The 20,016-nt window shown below is 64.2% G+C and carries 16 protein-coding genes; 11 read left to right on the top strand and 5 right to left on the bottom strand.

Features of this window, described 5'->3' with window-relative positions; genetic code table 11:
• Positions 1-130 precede the first annotated feature (130 nt).
• The 4 genes from trxB (at position 131) to ABGT83_RS02170 (ending at position 4,558) form a co-directional block, all read left to right on the top strand.
• Positions 131-1,087, top strand: a complete 957-nt coding sequence (gene trxB, locus ABGT83_RS02155; RefSeq protein ID WP_346685693.1) for a thioredoxin-disulfide reductase — start codon at positions 131-133, stop codon at positions 1,085-1,087.
• A 154-nt stretch (positions 1,088-1,241) separates the two neighbouring features.
• Complete coding sequence (gene prfA / locus ABGT83_RS02160; RefSeq protein ID WP_204600461.1) at positions 1,242-2,315, top strand: peptide chain release factor 1; 1,074 nt, start codon at positions 1,242-1,244, stop codon at positions 2,313-2,315.
• A gap of 237 nt (positions 2,316-2,552) precedes the next feature.
• Positions 2,553-3,575: a N5-glutamine methyltransferase family protein gene (locus ABGT83_RS02165; protein WP_346685694.1), complete on the top strand. Its 1,023-nt coding sequence runs from the start codon at positions 2,553-2,555 to the stop codon at positions 3,573-3,575.
• 149 nt (positions 3,576-3,724) lie between these two features.
• The gene (locus tag ABGT83_RS02170; RefSeq protein ID WP_346685695.1) at positions 3,725-4,558 is read left to right on the top strand and encodes a purine-nucleoside phosphorylase; all 834 of its coding nucleotides are present in this window, start codon (positions 3,725-3,727) and stop codon (positions 4,556-4,558) included.
• Between the two features lie 21 nt (positions 4,559-4,579).
• On the opposite strand, the gene ABGT83_RS02175 is transcribed toward ABGT83_RS02170, so the two are convergent.
• Both ABGT83_RS02175 and ABGT83_RS02180 read right to left on the bottom strand, forming a co-directional pair.
• On the bottom strand, positions 4,580-5,791 hold the full coding sequence (locus ABGT83_RS02175) for a DUF3825 domain-containing protein (protein ID WP_346685696.1): 1,212 nt from the start codon (positions 5,789-5,791) through the stop codon (positions 4,580-4,582).
• A 155-nt stretch (positions 5,792-5,946) separates the two neighbouring features.
• A complete protein-coding gene (locus ABGT83_RS02180; RefSeq protein WP_346685697.1) occupies positions 5,947-7,011 on the bottom strand; it encodes a PTS transporter subunit IIC in 1,065 nt (354 codons plus the stop codon).
• Between the two features lie 196 nt (positions 7,012-7,207).
• Here ABGT83_RS02180 and ABGT83_RS02185 point away from each other — a divergent pair, with 196 nt between their 5' ends.
• Entirely contained in the window at positions 7,208-9,844 is a 2,637-nt protein-coding gene (locus ABGT83_RS02185; protein ID WP_103264851.1) for a cation-translocating P-type ATPase, read from the top strand.
• A gap of 230 nt (positions 9,845-10,074) precedes the next feature.
• Positions 10,075-10,881, top strand: coding sequence for an MBL fold metallo-hydrolase (locus tag ABGT83_RS02190; protein WP_103264918.1), 807 nt, complete (start codon positions 10,075-10,077; stop codon positions 10,879-10,881).
• Between the two features lie 28 nt (positions 10,882-10,909).
• On the opposite strand, the gene cysK is transcribed toward ABGT83_RS02190, so the two are convergent.
• The 3 genes from cysK to ABGT83_RS02205 all read right to left on the bottom strand — a co-directional run bounded on the left by cysK (position 10,910) and on the right by ABGT83_RS02205 (position 13,553).
• On the bottom strand, positions 10,910-11,932 hold the full coding sequence (gene cysK, locus ABGT83_RS02195; protein ID WP_239926402.1) for a cysteine synthase A: 1,023 nt from the start codon (positions 11,930-11,932) through the stop codon (positions 10,910-10,912).
• Positions 11,933-11,961: 29 nt separating this feature from the next.
• Positions 11,962-12,519, bottom strand: a complete 558-nt coding sequence (locus tag ABGT83_RS02200) for a gamma carbonic anhydrase family protein (RefSeq protein WP_346685698.1) — start codon at positions 12,517-12,519, stop codon at positions 11,962-11,964.
• 134 nt (positions 12,520-12,653) lie between these two features.
• Entirely contained in the window at positions 12,654-13,553 is a 900-nt protein-coding gene (locus tag ABGT83_RS02205; protein ID WP_346685699.1) for a hypothetical protein, read from the bottom strand.
• A gap of 609 nt (positions 13,554-14,162) precedes the next feature.
• Here ABGT83_RS02205 and ABGT83_RS02210 point away from each other — a divergent pair.
• The 5 genes from ABGT83_RS02210 to ABGT83_RS02230 are packed head-to-tail and all read left to right on the top strand — an operon-like array spanning position 14,163 to position 19,748.
• Complete coding sequence (locus ABGT83_RS02210; protein WP_346685700.1) at positions 14,163-14,990, top strand: cytochrome b/b6 domain-containing protein; 828 nt, start codon at positions 14,163-14,165, stop codon at positions 14,988-14,990.
• On the top strand, positions 14,987-15,508 hold the full coding sequence (locus ABGT83_RS02215) for a hypothetical protein (protein ID WP_346685701.1): 522 nt from the start codon (positions 14,987-14,989) through the stop codon (positions 15,506-15,508). The genes ABGT83_RS02210 and ABGT83_RS02215 overlap by 4 nt, the downstream gene beginning before the upstream one ends.
• On the top strand, positions 15,505-16,293 hold the full coding sequence (locus tag ABGT83_RS02220; RefSeq protein WP_239926404.1) for a 4Fe-4S dicluster domain-containing protein: 789 nt from the start codon (positions 15,505-15,507) through the stop codon (positions 16,291-16,293). The genes ABGT83_RS02215 and ABGT83_RS02220 overlap by 4 nt, the downstream gene beginning before the upstream one ends.
• A gap of 18 nt (positions 16,294-16,311) precedes the next feature.
• A complete protein-coding gene (locus tag ABGT83_RS02225) occupies positions 16,312-18,381 on the top strand; it encodes an aldehyde ferredoxin oxidoreductase N-terminal domain-containing protein (protein WP_346685702.1) in 2,070 nt (689 codons plus the stop codon).
• Positions 18,382-18,389: 8 nt separating this feature from the next.
• Complete coding sequence (locus tag ABGT83_RS02230) at positions 18,390-19,748, top strand: aminotransferase class V-fold PLP-dependent enzyme (RefSeq protein WP_346685703.1); 1,359 nt, start codon at positions 18,390-18,392, stop codon at positions 19,746-19,748.
• Positions 19,749-20,016: the final 268 nt, after the last annotated feature.

A 20,016-nucleotide genomic window follows, 5' to 3' on the forward strand; every position in this document is an offset into this window, starting at 1 on the left:
TCGCCCTTTTGCTGCTTTTCCGGTAACCTTTTCCCGAAGATTCTGCGCAGAATAGCAGCGGCGACCTACGCACGGCTCCATGCGCCCTATACTGCGACGAAACATCGGGCTTTCACAGGAGGCTTGCACCATGGATACTGCACACCAGCAGGCTGCGACAGACGGACAGGACCCCGTCATCGATCTTGCTGTCATCGGCGCAGGGCCGGCGGGTATGACTGCAGGGCTCTACGCTGCGCGGGCGGGACTCGAGGTCGTGCTGTTCGAGCGCATATCGCCGGGCGGGCAACTTGCTCAGACCGAGCACATGGAGAACTATCCCGGCTTTCCCGACGGCGCGAACGGCTTCGAATTGGCGTTCTCGATGAAGCAGCAGGCCGATCGCTTCGGATGCCGTCATATCGGCGAGGAGGTGCTCTCCGTCGATTTCACCGTGAATCCCAAGGTGCTCAGGACCGCGTTCGGCGAATACCGGGCGAAAAGTGTCATTATCGCCACGGGCGCCCGCCCGCGCAAACTGGGCCTCGAATTGGAAGAAGAGCTGCAGGGCCGCGGCGTTTCGTACTGCGCCACCTGCGACGGCAACTTCTTCCGCGACAAGACGGCCATGGTGGTGGGCGGCGGTAACACGGCTGCAGGCGATGCCATCTACCTGTCGCGCATCTGCAAGAAGGTGTACCTCGTGCATCGGCGCGACAAGCTGCGCGCCACCGCCATCTATCACAAGCGCCTGGAGGATCTGCCAAACCTCGAGTTCGTATGGAACGCCGTTCCGCGCAAGCTCGTGGCCGAAGAGGGCGCGCTCGCTGGCGTGCGGGTGGAAATGCTTGCGACGGGCGAGGAACGCGACATCGCGGTTGACGGCCTGTTCGTTGCCGTGGGCACCGAGCCTAATACCGAGTTTCTGGACGACGCTCTCATGCGCGATGAGACCGGCTACATCGTGGCTGATGAGTCGGGTGCGACCGAGGTGCCCGGCGTGTACGCCGCCGGCGACGTGCGCACGAAGAGCCTGCGCCAGGTGGTCACCGCCGTGGCCGATGGCGCGCTGTGCGCCGAGGAGGCGGCCGAGTACTTGGCCATCTAGGGGACGTTTCCTGGCGGGATGCTGCGCGGCGTCATTCGATCTGGTATCATATTCCGGTTAACAGCACGAGCGCCCATTTGCGCGAGCAGAGTGGGCGCTCTCCGCGCACTCGGCCTGCCGAGTGCGCGGCCACGTGGTGAAGGGCAGCATGCACATGCAAGAAACCGATATGCGAGAAAAGCTTATCAAGATCATCCAGGCCTACGAGGACCTGCAGGGGCGTATGGGCGATCCCGCCGTGCTCGCAGACCAGAAGGAATACAACCGCCTGGCAAAGGAGTATGCGAGCCAGGGGCCGCTCGCGCACAAGGCGTCCGAGTACGTGCAGGCAGCCGACGATTTGGCTGCGGCAAAGGAGATGCTCGCCGACGCGGACATGAAGGAGTTCGCGCAGGAGGAAATCGCCGAGATCGAGGCTAAGCTGCCTGCGCTCGAAGAGGATATCAAGTTCATGCTCATTCCGGCCGACCCAGCCGACGACAAGGACATCATCGTGGAGATCCGCGCAGCAGCCGGCGGCGACGAGGCAGCCCTCTTTGCAGGCGACCTCTACAAGATGTACGAACGTTTCGCAGGCGCGCAGGGCTGGAAGACCGAGACGATGGACGTGTCGCCTTCCGAAGCCGGCGGCTTCAAGGAGATCCAGTTCAAAGTCAAGGGCGACAAGGTGTACTCGGTCATGAAATTCGAGAGCGGCGTGCACCGCGTGCAGCGCGTACCGAAAACCGAGAGCCAGGGCCGCATCCACACGTCCACGGCAACGGTGGCCGTGCTGCCCGAAGCGGACGAGGTGGAGGTCGACATCAACGAGAACGACCTGCGCATCGACGTGTACCGCGCCGGCGGCCCGGGCGGCCAGTGCGTGAACACCACCGACTCGGCCGTGCGCATCACGCACCTGCCGAGCGGGCTGGTGGTGCAGTCGCAGGACCAGAAGTCGCAGCTGCAGAACAAGATCGCGGCCATGGCCGTGCTGCGCGCGCGCCTGTACGAGAAGATGCTCGCCGAGCAGCAGGCCGCCGAAGGCGCCAAGCGCCTCGCGCAGATCGGCTCGGGCGACCGCTCGGAGAAGATCCGCACGTACAACGGTCCGCAGGACCGCGTGACCGACCACCGCATCGGCTTCAACGGCACCTACAACGGCGTGCTGCTGGGCGACGGTCTGGGCGACGTCATCACCGCCCTGCAAGCAGCCGATCGCGCGCAGAAGCTGGAAGCGGCCGTGTAACTCCGTATATTTCGTCGATCGGCCCCGGGGTGGTCGGCATACGGCCAAAACTGTGACTTTGAAGTACGAAAAGTCGAAGGCTCGTGCCGGAGAGGTCTTGGTCGCGCCCCTTTTCGCACCTGCGAGATGCGTCGGTCCGAAGATGACAGGCTTCGCCTTGTGGAAGTGCGCGAACAGGCATGGGCGCGGGAGTGCCGAATCCGTCGTCTCGTGCGGGCGGTTTGCAGAGGAAGCGATATGGAAAACGATATCTGGACCATTCAGGCCGCCCTCGATTGGACGGTGGGCTATCTTGAGCGCAAGGGCGACGAGAACCCGCGCCTCTCCGCGCAGTGGCTGCTGTCCGAGGCAACAGGCCTTTCTCGCATCGAGCTGTATGCAAACTTCGAGCGTCCGCTGTCGATGGACGAACGCGATGTACTGCGCGGCTACGTCGCCCGCCGCGGCACGGGCGAGCCGTTGCAGTACATCACGGGCGATGTGGGATTTCGGCACATCACGCTGCGCGTGCGTACAGGCGTGCTCATTCCGCGTCCCGAAACCGAGGTGCTGGTGAGCGAGGCTTTGACGCTCCTGCCGCCCGTGCCGAAGCGGATTGCGATGGATTCCGCCCCCGAGGCGTCACCGGAGGATGCGCTCGGAGCCCAACGTCCCTTGCGAGCGCCCGATCGGGGTGAGGTTCAGCCTGCCACCGAGGTTCAGCTGGCACCTGCGTCCTCCATGCCTTCCGAGTTATCCGGGCCGCTTCGTGTGGCCGATCTCTGTACGGGCTCGGGCTGCATCGCCTGTTCGATCGCCTACGAGCATCCGCTCGTGCATGTCATTGCCACTGACATCGAGCCTGAGGCCATCGCCCTTGCCCGCGAGAACGTTGCCGCCCTCAACCTGGATAAGCGCGTACAGGTAGTTCAGTGCGACTTGGGGGAGGGTATCGACGCCAAGCTTATGGGCACCTTCGACCTCGTGGTGTCGAATCCTCCTTACGTGCCGACGTCGGTGCTGGCCGAGCTTCCGCGCGCTGTGGCCGACTTCGAGCCGACGCTCGCGCTCGACGGCGGTGCGGATGGCCTGGATGTGCTGCGCCGCCTGCTGCCCTGGTGCGCCCGCGCCCTTAAGTCCGACGGCGCCTTCGCCTTCGAGCTGCATGAAACCTGCCTGGGCGAGGCTGCGGCCCTCGCCCGCGATGCCGGCTTCACGGATATCCGCATCGAACATGACCTCGCCGGACGTCCCCGCATTCTGACGGCGCGCCGCCCGTAGGCGCGCCGTCCCGCGTCGCTTCGCGTCGGCGCGGGTCAAAAACGGCAATCGCAGACGCCGGTTTCACGTTCCGCGGCGAACCTTGGGGCCATGCGGGGCACGGAGGGGTTCGCTATAATGAGGTGAACGCGCGAACAAGGGAGGGCCCTATGCTGGAACGCAACATCCTTGATGACAATCTCACACTTTCGGCGTACACCATGCGCCAGCGCCTGGATGGCCGCGATCCGAGGATCGGTCTGGTGCTGGGTTCGGGTTTGAATCCGCTCGCGAATGAGATCGAAGATGCCGTGCGCATACCCTATGTGGAGATTCCGCGCATGAACATGTCGACGGCCGAGGGGCATGTGGGCCGCTTCGTGTGCGGCACGCTCGGCGGCAAATGCGTGCTGGCCATGCAGGGCCGCCTGCACGCCTACGAGGGCAACAGCGCGCAGGAGGTGGCGTACCCCGTGTGGCTCATGGAGCGCCTCGGCGTGCGCACGCTCATCACCACGAACGCAGCCGGCGCGCTCAATCCGAACTACGAGGTAGGCGACTTCTGCATCATGAGCGACCAGATCAACTTCACGGGGCGCAACCCCATCGCCGCGCCCGACCCGGCGAACCTGTCCGACCGCTTCTTCTCCATGGCGGACGCGTTCGACCCCGAGCTGCGCGCCATCGCGCACGACGTTGCCGCCGAGCGCGGCGTGCGCGTGCAGGAGGGCGTGTACCTCGGGGCGCTCGGCCCCAGCTTCGAGACGCCGGCCGAGATCCGCATGTTCCGCTCGTGGGGTGCCGACACGGTGGCCATGAGCGTCTGCGAGGAGGTCATCGCCGCGCGGCACGTGGGGATGCGCGTGCTGGGCATCTCGCTCGTGTCGAACATGGGCTGCGGCATCGAGGGCGCGAGCCCCACCGGCCTCGAGGTGCTCGACGTGGCGAAGACGCGCGAGGTGGACTTCGCGCGTCTAATCACGGGTATCGTCGAGCAGCTGTAGGCGCGTCCGTCGGCCTGCGCTTCAGAGAAGTGGGGTGAGCCAGTCGCTATCCGGGCGGCAGATAAGACGCGCATTCATGTACGCCTGCTCCATCGTCAGGACGGTTTGCCCCTGGTAGTTGCCCGATTCGACAAGCTGCACGACAAGGGCGGCGTCCACCCGATCGTCGTCGGTAAGGCACAGGGGGAGCAGCAGGCTCATCGCATTCGCGCGCGGGTAGTATGACGGGATGGCCGTCTTGAAGTTCCAACGCACGCGCTTGCGCGCCATGTCGACGGCGTCCTTCAGACGGGAGCGTAGTCGGCGGAACAGTCGCGCATCGTTCTCGACGATGCGACCCACCCGTTCGAAGCAGGCCGCCCGCTCGGTCGGGTCTGCCGCCCGTGCCGTTTCGAGCAGAGTCTGTGCCTCGTCGTTGCCATGGAGTTCGTCTTCGAGGAAGTCCATGGGGAGCCGTGCCAGGTTGTCGACGAGCACGTGATCGAAGTCGATGATCAGCTCCCTCTCCGCATCGAATAGCAGATCCTCCTTGCGTTCGAAGTAGGAGGCGGGTTCGGGCAGTGGGTTGAACAAGCTTACGAGCCGCTTGCCGAGGCCGCGCGAACCACGCGTGCAGAACCCGGTAAAGCGCCATGGAATGCCGCTCGTGCTCGGCTCGAAGCAGGCGAAGATATCGTCGTAGCGCCTATCGACAAGGCCGGTGTTGAACGCGGCGAATCCGGCTTCCGCATCGACGAACACCTTGCCCTCGAGTTTCAGCCGATAGAACGTTGTGCAGATGTAGCTTTTCAAGATCACGTTGCGATGTCCGTTCGGATCCGGCGTGCCGAAGTCCCAGGACTCGGGCAATGCAAGTGATGCGAGCTTGGGCAAAAAGACGTCCCAAGGTCCTAGCCAGGCGAATCGCTCGAGTTCTTTGCTTGGCGCAACGGGGCGTGGGGAGAGGGTGGGCTTGCTGCTGGCGGCTGTCCAGCCGTCGCGCTCCACGATGGTGACGAGGCGCTGAGGAACGCCGTTGGCCACAATGTCCGTGAAGGTGAGGAAGCTGCCAAGGTCGGATAGGAACGTCTTGAGCTTCGAGTACCCGTAATCCTCTTTGTCGATGCCCGCGCTCAGAAGCGCGGCGCCCACCTTCGCCATGGGAACGTCGGTTGCAAACCCGAATTCATCGACGAGGACGCGGTAGACGAGCTGTCTGGTTTCAAGAGGGATGCCTGTTTCGGAAGGGGCCATGAGCTGTCACCTGCTTTCTGCTTCGGCGATCCAGTATAGCCGAACGCGCGGTTCGTCGGCAGTGCCCGGTTATCGATGGACCGCGCTATGCGCCCTCGATAGACTGCTTATCTTGTGCGATCCGTCGACAGGCATTCCATCGCCTCGCCGCGGGGCTAGTCTTCCAGCTTCAGGTCTCCCTCGTCGATGGCGCCCGCTTTTCGCATGAGCGCGCAGACGGCCCAGCTGATGGCAGCCGGCAGGATGAAGCAGATCGCGATCAGCCCGATCCACTCGAACGCGCCCGGTCCGGCGGCGCCTGCCGCCGCGTCTGCAACCCATCCGGTGTACACGCCGATAGGGCCGACAAGCCCGCATGTTCCCATGCCCGAGGCGATGGCGGGGCCGTTTTGCTGCAGCTGGAACAGGCACGTGGCCACGGGGCCGGTGACGGCCGAGGCGACGATGGGCGGGATCCAGACCAGCGGCTTGCGCATGATGTTGCTCATCTGGAGCATCGACGTGCCTATGCCCTGCGACAGGACGCCGCCCCAGCCGTTCTCGCGGAAGCTCATCACGGCAAACCCTACCATCTGGGCGCAGCAGCCGGCCAGGGCTGCACCGCCTGCCAGGCCCGTGAGTCCGAGCGCTGCGCAGATGGCGGCCGACGATATGGGCAGCGTGAGGGCGATGCCTACAACGACGGAGACGATGATGCCCATGAACAGTGGCTGAAGCTCGGTCGCCCACATGATGAACCCCCCAATGGACGAGGCGACCGCCCCGATCCACGGTGCAAGAGCCAGCGAGAGCCCGCAGCCGCACATAATGGTGACGGCCGGGGTGACGATGATATCGACTTTCGTCTCCTTCGAAACGGCTTTGCCCAACTCGGAAGCGACGATGGCGATGACGAGCACGGCCAGAGGACCGCCTGCCCCGCCAGCGTCGTTGGCGGCGTAGCCCACTGCGGCGAGCGAGAACAGCACGAGCGGCGGGGTTTTCAAGGCGTAGCCGATGGCGATAGCCATGGCCGGTCCGGCCACGCTCTTGGCGAATGCGCCGATCTCGCCGAAAAAGGCGATGCCTGAAAGATCGCCCGCAGTTCCGAATATGGTACCGATCAAAAGCGATGCGAACAGGCCTTGCGCCATGGCCGCCAGCGCGTCGATGGCGTAGCGCTGAAACGATATCACGATATCCTTGCGCTGCAAAAAGCTAGAAAACGACCCTGCCCCCATGATGTCTCCCCTGCATCGGTCTTCTCGTTGAGCCACTTATGATAGCGGAAACGGGTCGCGAGGGGATGAACTGCTCGGCAAACGTCGGTGAATCGGGAGCGGTGCCGCGTGACGGCAGGGTAACGGTGTTCCATGCCCTTGAGCGACGCGTGATTAAATGAGGGTGCGAACGTGGGCTTTCAGGAAGGGGCGGGCGATGGAAGGAAAGGCGTACAGCTTGACGGCTGAGGAGGCGCTGGCCAAGTTGCATGCGGATAGGCAGGGTCTTACGGCCGCGGAGGCGGCTGCGCGGCTCGAACGCGACGGCGCGAACGAGCTGGAGGACTCCGGTCGCAAGAGCGTCGCCGCTGTTTTTCTCAGCCAGTTCAAGGACCTGCTTGTGGCTATTCTTGCCGTTGCCGCGCTGGTCTCGGCCGTCTCGGGCAACGTTGAGAGCACGGTCGTCATCCTGGTCGTCCTCGTGCTGAACGCCGTGCTGGGCACGGTGCAGACGGTGAAGGCGGAGCAGTCGCTGGCCAGCCTCAAGGCCATGAGCGCACCCGTAGCCAAGGTGCGCCGCGATGGCGAGCTGGTCGAGGTGCCCGCGCGCGATGTGGTGCCGGGTGACATCCTTGTGCTGGAGGCGGGCGACCTCGTGCCGGCCGATGGACGCGTGCTGGAGAGCTTTTCGCTCAAAGTGAACGAGAGCGCGCTGACGGGGGAGAGCGAGGCGGTGGAGAAGTCCGCCGACGCCATCGAGGAGGGCCAGGTGGGCATCGGCGATCAGGCGAACATGGTGTTTTCGGGGTCGCTCGTCACGTACGGGCGCGCCGAGGCGGTGGTTGCGGCCACGGGCATGAGAACTGAGATCGGCCGCATTGCGTCGCTCATGAACGAGACCGAGCAGCGTAAGACCCCGCTCCAGATAAGCCTTGACGAATTCTCGAAAAAACTCGCGGTGGGCGTCATGGCCGTTTGCGTGCTCGTGTTCGTGCTGTCGGTGGTTCGCAGCGGCACGGGCGTGCTCGATGCGCTCATGTTCGCCGTGGCGCTGGCGGTGGCGGCCATCCCTGAGGCGCTCAGCTCCATCGTGACCATCGTGCTGGCCATCGGCACGCAGAAAATGGCACGCCAGCATGCCATCATCAAGGACCTCAAAGCCGTCGAATCGCTCGGCAGCGTGTCGGTGATCTGCTCGGACAAGACCGGTACCCTCACGCAGAACCGCATGACCGTGCAGAAGCTCTATGCGGCTGGCAGGTTGGTGGATACAGCGGATGTCGATTACGGCGACGGCCCGCAGCACGAGCTCGTTCGCATTGGCCTTCTGGCCAGCGACGCGATCACCGACGAGAACGCGGGCACGTCCATCGGAGACCCCACCGAGGTGGCGCTCGTGCAGATAGGCGACGCCCTCGGCATCGACGAGGTGTCTTACCGCTCGGAGCATCCTCGAACGAGCGAGCTTGCGTTTGATTCCGATCGCAAGCTCATGAGCACGCTGCACGTGCTCGACGGCGTGCCCACCATGCTCACCAAAGGCGCGCTCGACGTGCTACTCGACCGCTCGGACGCGGTGCTCTCGGATGCGGGCCCTGTCCCTCTGGACGAGACTGCGAAAAAAGCCGTTCTACGCGTGAACGAGCGTCTGTCCGAGGAAGGACTGCGCGTGCTCGCCTTCGCGAAGCGGGAGCTTGCCGAAGCGCGTCCGCTCACGCTCGACGACGAGTACGGCTTCACATTCGTCGGGCTCGCGGCGATGATGGACCCGCCTCGGCCTGAATCGGTGCAGGCGGTTGCGGATGCGAAGGAGGGAGGCATCCGTACCATCATGATCACAGGGGACCATAAGGTCACGGCCACCGCCATTGCGCGCCAGATCGGCATCTTCGAGGAGGGGGATCGCGCCATCGCTGGCGTGGAGCTCGACGAGATGGACGATGCGGAGCTCGATCGGATTCTGCCGAACGTCTCGGTGTACGCGCGCGTGTCGCCTGAGCATAAAATACGCATCGTGGACGCGTGGCAGCGCCGCGGTTGCATCGTGTCGATGACAGGCGACGGCGTGAACGACGCGCCTGCGCTCAAAAAGGCCGACATCGGAGTTGCCATGGGCATCACCGGAACCGAGGTCAGCAAAGATGCGGCTTCGATGATCCTCGCGGACGACAACTTCGCCACCATCGTGAAGGCCGTCGTGAACGGTCGCAGCGTGTACGCCAATATCAAGAACACCGTGCACTTTCTGCTGTCGGGCAACATGGCAGGCATCATGTGTGTGCTGTTCGCCTCGATCGCGGGATTGGCTGCGCCCTTTGCGCCGGTGCATCTGCTGTTCATCAACCTGCTCACCGACAGTCTGCCCGCTGTGGCTATCGGCATGGAGCCCGCGCGCCACGATCTTCTGCGCCAGAAGCCGCGCGATCCGAAAGCGCCGCTGCTCGACCGGCGGTTGATCGGGCAGATCGTCGTCGAAGGTGCGCTCATCGCCGTGCCCACGATGGCCGCGTTCTTTATTGGGCAACGCGACGCGGGTCTTCCGCTTGCCATGACCATGGCGTTCGCCACGCTCTCGCTTGCGCGGCTGTTCCACGGGTTCAACTGCCGCGCCGATGCGCCGCTTCCCAAACTGGGATTGTTCACGAACCGCTTTACGCTCCTTGCCTTCGCCGGCGGTGCTGCGCTGCTGGCGGCGGTTCTATTCGTCCCCGCATTGCATCCTCTGCTGCTAGTGGCCGACGTAACGCTTGCGCATGCGGGCCAGATCGTCCTGCTCGCCTTCGCGCCGACGCTCGTCATCCAGTTGTACCGGATCGTGCGAGATCGGGTACACAAGGCTGCCGTCCTGTCGTAGCGAGTATCGGCGGACGTCGAAGGAGTTGCGTCGTTCTTGGCGAACGGCCCGATTTCGCACCCGCTTTCGGGTACAATCGAAGCCGCATCGAGAAGCGGCGAAAGACGGGGTGGAGCGTGCAGCTTTCCTTTGAAGGGACGGTATCACGAGAAGCGGTGGTCGCTTGCAGACGGGCGGACGCCTGCGCGGCGGCATGGACGGAGGCCGACGGCGCCGACGGCTCCTGCGCCATGGGCGCCGGCGGCTTGCGCCTGCATGTGCTGGCCAGCGGCAGCCGCGGCAATGCGGCCATCGTGGAAAACACCGTCACGGGTGCGGGCGTGCTTGTGGACTGCGGTATCTGCAAGCGCGATTTCCTTGCCCGCTGCGACGAGGCGGGCTTCGATCCTGCCAAGCTTGCGGCTATTCTCGTCACGCACGACCACACCGATCACACCAAGGGCGTTGGTGTGGTGCTCCGGGGCTTGGCGAAGCAGGGCGTCGAGCCGACGGTGTACGTAGACGATGCCGTGCGGGCCGCCAGCAAGGAGATCGAATCTGTTGAAGACGCCTGCGATCTGCGAGCCCTGCCCATTGGCGGCATGCTTTCGGTGGCCGGCATGGCGGTGCACGTATTCGGTACCTCGCACGACGCTGCATCATCGTGCGGCTTCCGCTTCGAAGGCGGTGACGACGCGGTAGGGTTCATGACCGACACCGGTAGGGTGACGGGCGCGGCTCATGAGGCTCTCACGAACGTGCGCATACTCGCGCTCGAGAGCAACCACGACGTGCAGATGCTCGCCGACGGTCCGTATCCCTACCCGGTCAAGCGTCGAGTGGGATCGGATGCAGGGCACCTGTCAAACGATCAGGCTGCCGCCGAGCTGGAGACGCTGCTGTCGGACCGCCTCGAGCAGGTGGTGGCTATGCACATCTCGCAGAACAACAACACCTATCGCCTTCCCGTCGATGCGCTGGCTGCGGCGTGCGCCCGGATGAGCCACGGCGCGCGCGTGCAGGCGGCCTATCAGTCCATGCTCGTGAGCATTCGGTAGTTCACGCTCGGCTACGCGCTGCCCTCCGCTATTCGCCGTCGAACAGCGCGGTCGAAAAGTAGCGCTCGCCGGTGTCGGGCAGCAGCGTGACCACCGTCTTGCCAGGACCGAGTGTGCGCGCCAGACGGCGTGCGGCCGCCACGTTCGTGCCGCTTGATACGCCGCAGAGCAGGCCCTCCTCGCGTGCGAGCGCACGAGCAGTGTCAATGGCCTCCTCGTCGGAGACGATGCAGATGTCGTCATAGATATGCTGATCGAGTATGTCAGGGATCAGGCCATCGCCGATGCCCATCTGCAAATGCGTTCCGATGCCCCCTCCCGAGAGAATGGCTGCATTCTCGGGTTCGACGGCCCATATGCGCACCTCGGGGTACAGGCGCTTGAGAATCTGGCCGACGCCCGAGATGGTGCCTCCCGTGCCGATGCCCGAGCAGAATCCGTGTACTGGACCCTCCACGTCCTCCACGATCTCGAGAGCCGTGTGGTATTTGTGGGCGAACAGGTTGTCTTCGTTCTCGAATTGCTGGGGCACGTAGACGTGCGGATCCTCGGCCGCCATACGTTCGGCGATGGCGATGCATTCGGCGATGCACTTGCCGATGTCGCCGTCGTCGTGCACGATGACCACCTCCGCGCCGTAATGCTGCACGAGCTTGCGACGCTCGACCGATACGCTATCGGGCATGATGATGCGCGCGCGGTAGCCGCGCACCGCGCATACGAGCGCCAGGCCGATGCCCTGGTTGCCGCTCGTCGGTTCGACGATGATGCTGTCCGGGCCGATCTCGCCGCGCTTTTCGGCCTCTTCGATCATCTGAAAAGCCGTACGGGTCTTCACCGATCCGCCCACGTTCACGCCTTCGAACTTCACCAGTATCTCGGCGGCGCCGGGTTCGGCGAGGCGGTTAAGGCGGATGAGGGGCGTGCGCCCCATGGCTTCCAGCACATTGTTGTAGATCACGGTCGCATCCTCGTTCTCGCTTGCGGTATCCCCCTGGTCGCGGCCGCAGCCGACAGGCCCCAGCGCGCAAAACGCAACGTATTGTAGCATGCGCCCGCTTGCTCGGGGCCGGCGACGGGCTACCTGATGGCGATGGTCATGCTTGTGGTCGGCAGGTTCGCTCCGCTGAAGATGATGCCGTTCTCGGCGAGGTTGATTCCGTCGTCAACGTAGCCTTCAGCCGAACGGCGGTTGGCTGCGATCTCCTGATCGGTGAGCATGCGACGCGGTTTGGCCGGCATGCCAACCACGAGCGTTCCATCGGGGATGCTCATACCATTGGGAACGAGGGCGCCCGCGCCGATGAGGCAGTTGTCGCCTACCACCGCGTCGTTCATGACGATGGCGCCCATGCCTACAAGCGTGTTGTCGCCGATCGTGCAGCCGTGCAGGATGGCGCCGTGACCCACGGTCGTTCCCCGGCCGACGGTGAGGGTGCGGCCGTATTCGATGTGCAGGCAGCATTGCTCCTGGATGTTTGTTCCTTCGCCAACCACGATACGCCCTCCCTTTTCGGCGCGCAGCGTGGCGTTGAACAGAATGGTTACGTCCCTTTCAAGCGCGATATCGCCCACGAGGGTGGCGTTGGGCGCGATGCGCGCTTCGGGATCGATGCTCAGCCGGTAGTAGTCCTCCATGCTCTCTCCTCCGTGGATGATGGCGCGCCGTGACGATCGGTCGCGGGTTTTCGACGAAGGCCATTATAGGGGCATCGCGCCGATGAGAAAGGCGAGGAACGGCGCGAGCGCGCGCACTGCGCGGTGCGGCGGGCCTAGGAGGCTTGATAGCACCACAGGGCTTTCGACTGCGAGCAGATCTCTTCGAACGACCAATGGCGACTCGAGCGCTCGCTGCTCAGGGGGTCGTGAACGATGAGCATGCCATGCTCGTCGATGTCGGCAAGCACGATATAGGTGCCTTCGTCCCCGAAAGCACCGGGCCCGACTGCGGCGATGACGGGCCGGCCTCCCACAAGAGCGTGCCGGATGGAAGACTCGCTTGCCTCCACCGGTTCGACGGCCAAGCCCAGTTCAGCGGCCCCGTCGGTGAGGAGCGGTGCCGCATCGGACGAGTCGGCGAATCCGCTGCGCTGGGAGAAGGAAGCCACTTCGACCGGATCGGTCTGGACGTCCCCGGTCGATTCGATATACACCATGGCCAGGCATAACGGTGCAGCGCCTGCCGAAGCGACCGTGCCCGAACCATACGGGCGATCAGCCCACTGCGGGTCGTCCTGGTAAAGCGTGGGAACCGATCCCTTCTTCCAGGTTGACTGGGATTCGCTGAGGCTTGCGGCTCTCGTGGCATTGTCGTTGCCATAGGGATTGGCCTCTCCGCCGCCTACGAATCCGGTGATGGCCCGCGCGGCGAAGACGCCGGCGAACGCGCACGCAAGGGCGAAGAGGACGATGGCCGCAATGGCTGCGAGCGCGCGCTTGGGATTTACGCGCTCGAGCTCGAGTTCACCGCGAGAATCCGGCTCCGTTGCAAGAGGCCTTACCGTTTCGGAGGGCGTGAATGTGGCGATGCTCGGCTTGCGACGAGGGGTGGACGAGTAGCGGATGCCATGCGTGCTGCTGGGGAGGCGGCGGTGCTCGCTCGCGTACAGGTCGACGCGGCTGTTGTAGTCGGCTTTTTGGGTGACGATGTAGGGTAGGCCCCGGTACGGCACGGACGCCTCCTTCCGCTCATTCGATTATCGGTACGGTGTCGAGGCTTCGGCCCCAGAGGGGAAAGAAGCCGTTGGTTTGCATTACGTGAGTGTAGGGCGACGTGCGCTGCGCGCTCGCGGCCCCTTCGAGCCGTTTCCCCCTGTAGAGCGAGCGGTCAGGAAGCCGAAACGTTGTCGCGGGTCTGTCGGAAACCCGGCATCGACCGGAAAGGCTCCGGCGGAGTGCAGAGACGGCATCGCCATGCGGCGGCGCGGCGAATCCGCTCGGAGAGCCTCGCATCGCGCGCGCCGACGTGGAAGGCGGCGCGCGCATGGTGGACCGCATGCCGGTGTGGACGAGCTTGTCGGGCTGCGGCTCTATCGAACGTGCGGAGAGAAAAAATCATTTGTCCAAGCGGCCGGCCGGGAAACCGAGGTGAACGGCATCATGACAAACACCAGTAGTCTCCGTTTGTCATCCGCTTACGGAAAAATCCTCAAAAAATTCACCGTTCATCATCCGATGACGTGCCGATCAACTTCGCAAGCCTGCTAAAGAAAATCGCAGGATCGCATCATGGTCGCAGAGAAGCCGATGATCAAACGTCGGTCCGAAGGGAAGGAGCAGCTATGCCTTGGTTCGACCAACTGCCGTGGCTCGTGGCATTGGCGCCGTTCGCGGGCTTTTTCTGCGCGGCGCTCGTCAAGCGGCGCGATCCGATGATTGCGGGGGATCGGGTCTACCGACACGACCCGCCGGCTCGCGTCTCGCACTGGACCCATGCACTGGGCGTTGCCGTGTGCCTCATCTCCGGCATCGTCCTGGGTCTTCGGTTTACGCCCGCGTTCGTGACCGACGGCCCCGAGGCCGTCCTTTGGATGAACGTGCACTTCGTGGCTGCCGTATCGTTTCTGTTCGGGACGTTCTTCTACCTGGGCAACACAGTCATTTCGAGTCATCGCTTCAAGGAGCACCTTCCCACGCGCGATGCCGTGGTCACCACCATCCACCACTATGGGCGCAAACTGGGCTTCAAGAAGCTCTCGCCCGTCGAGGAGGACAAGTACTTCGAGAGCGAGAAGATCGCCTACCTCATGGCGCTGGGTTGCTCGGTGCTGCTGGTGGTGTCCGGCTTAGTGAAGGCGCTCGCGCATGTGGTGCTCACGCTGCCCGATCCGTTCATGAACGTCATCACGTGGACTCACGATGTCGCTGCCGCGCTCATGCTTCTGTTCTTCCTGGCGCACGTGTTCTTCGCAGCCGTGGTGCCCTTCTCATGGAAGACGTTCCCTTCGATGATATTCGGCTGGATGCCGCGCGAGGAGGCCGAGCGCGAGCATAAGATCTGGGTGCGCCGCCTCAAGGAGTCCGGCCGCGTCATCGAGGATCCGCAGGGTGCCGAGGCGCCTGCCGCGCCCGCCGTGAACACGCCCATCGAGGACGGAGGTGCACGATGAACACTGAGGATGCAACGGTTCCGGCCGTGGACGAGACCGGCCTGGGCGAGGATGCTTTCGAGGTTCCCGAAGCCGACCGCTTGTTCGCCCCGCCCACGCCCGAGGAGGCGGAGCATGCTTTGCGCGACCTCGTCTGGGGCGAGCATTTCGTGTGCACTCGCATGGCGGCGGCCCGTGGAAACTCGACGATGTACCTGTACAGTCTGCGCGAGGCGGCAGCGTTCCTTCTCGACGGCAACAGCGGCAGCGCGAGCTTGGGCTCGTCGGGGTCGTTCGCGTGGGTGGAGTTCGACCGGTTCGTCGCGTGGCTGCGCGACGTTCTTGGAGACACCGCGTTCGCGAACGTGCTCGAGGAGCGCCTGGGTGGGTGCGAGACCTACAACGACAAGATAGAAGTGCTGCGCCAACTGCTCGACCTGCGCATGACGCAGTATCGGCCCTACCTGCCTTCCGACGAAGGCGAGGGCGCGGGCGACGAAGGTGCGGACGAGGACGAAAACGAGGAGGAGCAAGCATGACGAACACCGAACAGAGCGCGACCGAGGGCATGCCGCAGCCGCCCTCTCCCCAGATCGAGCCGAGCGGTCTTTCCCGCCGCCAGTTCCTCGTCGGACTGGGCGGTTTGGGCATCGGCGCCGTCATCGGCGGCAGCATCGTGGGCCTGCTGCTGCCCGACGGCGTGTACGCCATCGAGGCGTCCGATGGCTACCTGCTTGTCGACACGAAAAAATGCGCCGGCTGCCAAAGCTGCATGCTGGCCTGCTCGCTCGTGCACAGCGGCAAGGAGAACCTATCGCTGTCGCGCATCCAGGTGAGCAAGAACGTTCTGAAGGGCTTCGGCGAGGACATCTTCCAGTACCAATGCCGTCAGTGTCCCGAGCCGTCGTGCGTAAACGCCTGCCCGACGGGCGCCATGCACGTCGATCCCGATACGAACGTCCGCACCGTGAACGAGGGCAAGTGCATCGGATGCGAGCGCTGTGTGGAGGCGTGTCCGTTCACCCCTTCGCGCGTTCAGTGGAACTTCGAGGAGCGGCACGCACAGAAGTGCGACCTGTGCAAGAACACGCCGTTCTGGAACCACGAGGGCGGCCCGAAGGGCGAGCAGGCGTGTGTGAAGGTGTGCCCCATGGACGCCATCAAGTTCACCAACGATATTCCCGTGCAAACCGACCAGGGCTATGACGTGAACCTACGCACCGTTCACTATGCGAGGATGGCGTTCCCTGTCGACGACGAGGCGAAGATTCCCGCCCAAGTGTACATCGACTCGATCACGCCGAGTCCGCAACCTCAGGCCTAACGGGAAGGAAGGACCACGATGTCTGATACGAAATACGGTTACGCGGGGGGCATCCTCGTCATCAACCTCGCCGACGAGAGTTACGAGATCGTCGACAGCGCCCCCTACGTCGACGAGTGGATAGGCGGGCACGGCCTGTGCTCGAAGCTGTTCTGGGACTATTGCGAGGACAAGAGCGTGCAGGCCTACGACCCGAAGAACGTCATCGTCTTCTCGTGCAACCCCTTCTCCGGCACGCTCGTCCCGGCGTCCTCGGCCCGCATCGAAATGACGGGGCTCGGGCCCTTCGCGTATCCTGAATGGTACACGCGATCGAGCATTGGCGGGCGCATCGCAGGCTCGATGAAGGCCGCCGGCTTCGACGCGTGCGTCGTCCTCGGCAAAGCCGAGCGGCGCATATGGGTGAGCGTGGTGAACGACGAGGTGACCTTCCACGATGCCGAAGGGCTCTGGGGCAAGGGCACATGGGAAACCCAGGAGCTGATCTGGAGCGAGGTGACGCACCAGACTCCCGACGGCGGCTGGTTCGAGTTCACCCGCAGCCGCGACGGCGGCCGCTCGACGGATAGGCCCTCGGTTCTGGCCATCGGGCCGGCTGGCGAGAATCTCGTGCGCACGGCCACCATCACGCACGACGCCGGCCACGTGGCCGGCCAAAGCGGCTTCGGTGCTGTGTGGGGCGCGAAGAACCTGAAGGCGATCAGCTTCCTCGGATCGAAGAGCTTCGAGGTGGCCGATCCTGCGACCCTCATCGACCTGCGCATCGAACTGCAGCGCGATTATGGCTACCATGTGGACAACCCCACTGCCGAGCTGGCGAGCCTGTCGTTCGGCGCCATGGGCGAGATCATCCGTCAGCCCGGTTTCAGCACGTTCAACCTGACCCTCAAGGACACCACGGGCCGTCCCGAAGGATGCCTCGGCTGCTTCCGCAACTGCCGCATCAACGTAGCGGGCCGCGTCGGCAATGAAGCCACGTGCAACTCCAGCCTGTACTACACTGCGAGCGGTAAGACGGAGGATCAGCTGTACGTGAACACGATCCTGAACGACCTGGGCATCGACGCGTTCGAGGTCGATTTCCTCCCGTATCTGCGCAACCTCAACAAGATGGGCGTTTTGGGCGAGGGTATGGAAATAGACACCGATCTACCCTTCGACCGGTTCGATAACGTGGTCTTTCCCGATACGCTGATCAAGCGCATCGCGTACCGCGAAGAGATCGGCGACGATCTGGCCGAAGGCTTGGCGCGCGCGGCCATGAAGTGGGGACGCTGGGAGGAGGATACCGCTACGGGGCTGCTCGAGCGCCCGTACTGGGGCTACTGCATGCACTACGACCCGCGCGTCGAGGCGGAGTGGGGCTACGCCACCATCCTGAACGAGCGCGACATCAACGAGCACGGCCTCAACTGGATCATCCATTGGACGCCCATGCTGTGGAAGGGCCTGGGAGGCGACTGGCTCTCCGCCGAGGATTTCGTGTCCGAGATCACGGGACTCGTGGGGCTTTCGGATCCGAAGTGCCTCGATTTCAGCGAGGAGGGCATGTACTCCGACCTCATGGTGGAGACTACCGAATGGTACCGCTACCACGGACGTTTCTGGATCCAGAGCATGGGCATGTGCGATTGGGCCTGGCCGAACCTCGTGAACTTCGTGAACTTCAGCCCGGACGATTACGGCGGCGCATCCCCGCGCTTCGAGCTGGGATTCTTCAAGGCGGTCACCGGGCGAGAGCTGACATACGAGGAGAGCTTGGACTACGGCCGCAAGTTTCTCCTCCTCGACCGCGCCATCTGGATCGAGCAGGGCCGCGAGCGGGAGGACGAGCAGTTCGCGAAGTACATCTACGATGTGCCCACGAGCACGCCGTACTTCATGCCCGCCGTCGAGAACGGCGAGTGGGTGTACAGCACGAACATGGGCCGCACGCTCGACCGCGACAAGTTCGAAGAGGTGAAGACGAAGCTCTACGCCCATGACGGCCTGAACGAGAAAGGCTATCCGAAGAAGTCAGAGCTTGAGAAATATGGGCTCGACAACGTGGCGCAGCGCCTGCAAGAGCTCGGCAAGCTCGGAGAATAGGGGAGAGGATGGGACTTCCCACCAACCACAACACCTTCCCCGAGAGGAGCTCGGCGCCGCGCCCGGCGGCGAGCTCCGCCTCGGGGGGCGCGGGCTCGCTCGACGTGGCGGCCGTGCGCGCGCAGTTTCCGCTCGTGGAGGCGGGGCAGCAGCTCAAGCGGCCGCTCGCGTATTTGGACAACGCCGCCACTACGCACAAGCCCGAATGCGTTCTGTCGTCGCAGGAGTACTTCTACCGGTGTGCGAACGCGAACGCCTCGCGTGGCGTATACTCGCTGGCGAAGACGTCGACGAAGCTCTACGAGAAGGCGCGACGCATGGCGGCCGCCTTCATCGGCGCGGCCGACGATGAGATCATATTTACGTCGGGAGCGACAGCGGGGCTCAACCTCGTGGCCTTCTCGTACGGCGCGAACCGCCTGGCGCCGGGCGACGAGGTGGCCATCACCATGGCCGAGCACCACAGCAACCTCCTGCCCTGGCAGGCCGTGGCGAAGCTCACGGGAGCGAAGCTCGTGTACCTGCTGCCCGACGAGGAGGGCCGCATCTCGGACGAGGAGATTGCGGAAAAGGTGGGCCCGCGGACGAGGATCGCGGCCGTGGCCCACGTGTCGAACGTGCTGGGAAGCGTGCAGCCTGTGCGGCGCATCGCCGACGCCGTGCATGCGGTGGGCGGCGTGCTGGTGGCGGATTGTGCGCAGAGCGTGGCGCATCTGCCGGTCGACGTCTCCGCGCTCGGGGCCGACTTCCTGGCTTTTTCCGCGCATAAGATGTTCGGGCCTCTGGGTACGGGAGTGCTGTACGGCCGTCGCGAGCTCTTTGAGGGCATGGAGCCCTTGCTGCGAGGAGGCGGCATGATCGAGAGCGTGTTCGAGCAGGACGCCGCGTTCGCGCTCGCTCCCGCGCGATTCGAGGCCGGCACGCCGAACATCGCTGGAGCCGTGGGCCTGGCCGAGGCCATGCGGTTCATGCTGGAGCTGGGCTACGATGCGGTGCGCGACCATGAGCGGCGCCTGCTCGAGCGCCTGCTCTCGGGCCTCGCGGCCGTTCCGGGCGTGCGCGTGCATGGCGCGACGCGGGCGGACGGAACGTTCGAGGACGACGAGCCTCTGCGTTGCGGCGTCGTTTCGTTCAACGTCAGCGGCGTGGACGCGAACGACGTGGCCGCCGCGCTCGCGCGCGACAACGTCGCCGTCCGTGCGGGGGCGCACTGCGCCGAGCCCCTCGTGCGCTTCCTCGGCGAGCGGGCCACCTGTCGCGCGAGCCTGGCGCTGTACAACACCGACGAGGACGTTGACCGCTTTCTTGAGTCGGTGGAGGGTGCCAAGGCTGCCGTCGCCATCATGATCATGGCCAGCATGCACTGACCTTCTCGCTCGCATCTTCTCAGGGACGCCGCCTGAGTCCGATCGTGGGCCGACGGCGTTTTTTCTCATCGACCGCGGCCATGTGGATTTGCTGCGGGAATCCTTCGATCGTCGAAGTTTTGCTTGCGGCTGCTCGAACGAGAGGTATACTGGCTTCCAACAACCTCATAGATCGAAATGCGATGACGAGGACCAGTAGGGACGAATCCATCTTCCAGAGAGCCGGCGGAAAGCTGCGAGCCGGCGGTGGACGGTCCGAAAGCCCCCT

This window comes from Enteroscipio rubneri (genome assembly GCF_963929405.1).
Classification (GTDB): Bacteria; Actinomycetota; Coriobacteriia; order Coriobacteriales; family Eggerthellaceae; genus Enteroscipio; species Enteroscipio rubneri.

Excerpts from the sequence above, each read along its gene's own strand:
- ABGT83_RS02220 (WP_239926404.1), top strand. The coding sequence starts at position 15,505 with ATGACGAACACCGAACAGAGCGCGACCGAGGGCATGCCGCAGCCGCCC.
- ABGT83_RS02180 (WP_346685697.1), bottom strand. The coding sequence starts at position 7,011 with ATGGGGGCAGGGTCGTTTTCTAGCTTTTTGCAGCGCAAGGATATCGTG.
- ABGT83_RS02215 (WP_346685701.1), top strand. The coding sequence starts at position 14,987 with ATGAACACTGAGGATGCAACGGTTCCGGCCGTGGACGAGACCGGCCTG.
- ABGT83_RS02165 (WP_346685694.1), top strand. The coding sequence starts at position 2,553 with ATGGAAAACGATATCTGGACCATTCAGGCCGCCCTCGATTGGACGGTG.
- ABGT83_RS02170 (WP_346685695.1), top strand. The coding sequence starts at position 3,725 with ATGCTGGAACGCAACATCCTTGATGACAATCTCACACTTTCGGCGTAC.
- ABGT83_RS02185 (WP_103264851.1), top strand. The coding sequence starts at position 7,208 with ATGGAAGGAAAGGCGTACAGCTTGACGGCTGAGGAGGCGCTGGCCAAG.
- ABGT83_RS02175 (WP_346685696.1), bottom strand. The coding sequence starts at position 5,791 with ATGGCCCCTTCCGAAACAGGCATCCCTCTTGAAACCAGACAGCTCGTC.
- ABGT83_RS02230 (WP_346685703.1), top strand. The coding sequence starts at position 18,390 with ATGGGACTTCCCACCAACCACAACACCTTCCCCGAGAGGAGCTCGGCG.
- prfA (WP_204600461.1), top strand. The coding sequence starts at position 1,242 with ATGCAAGAAACCGATATGCGAGAAAAGCTTATCAAGATCATCCAGGCC.
- ABGT83_RS02225 (WP_346685702.1), top strand. The coding sequence starts at position 16,312 with ATGTCTGATACGAAATACGGTTACGCGGGGGGCATCCTCGTCATCAAC.
- ABGT83_RS02190 (WP_103264918.1), top strand. The coding sequence starts at position 10,075 with ATGGGCGCCGGCGGCTTGCGCCTGCATGTGCTGGCCAGCGGCAGCCGC.
- trxB (WP_346685693.1), top strand. The coding sequence starts at position 131 with ATGGATACTGCACACCAGCAGGCTGCGACAGACGGACAGGACCCCGTC.
- ABGT83_RS02210 (WP_346685700.1), top strand. The coding sequence starts at position 14,163 with ATGCCTTGGTTCGACCAACTGCCGTGGCTCGTGGCATTGGCGCCGTTC.
- cysK (WP_239926402.1), bottom strand. The coding sequence starts at position 11,932 with ATGCTACAATACGTTGCGTTTTGCGCGCTGGGGCCTGTCGGCTGCGGC.
- ABGT83_RS02200 (WP_346685698.1), bottom strand. The coding sequence starts at position 12,519 with ATGGAGGACTACTACCGGCTGAGCATCGATCCCGAAGCGCGCATCGCG.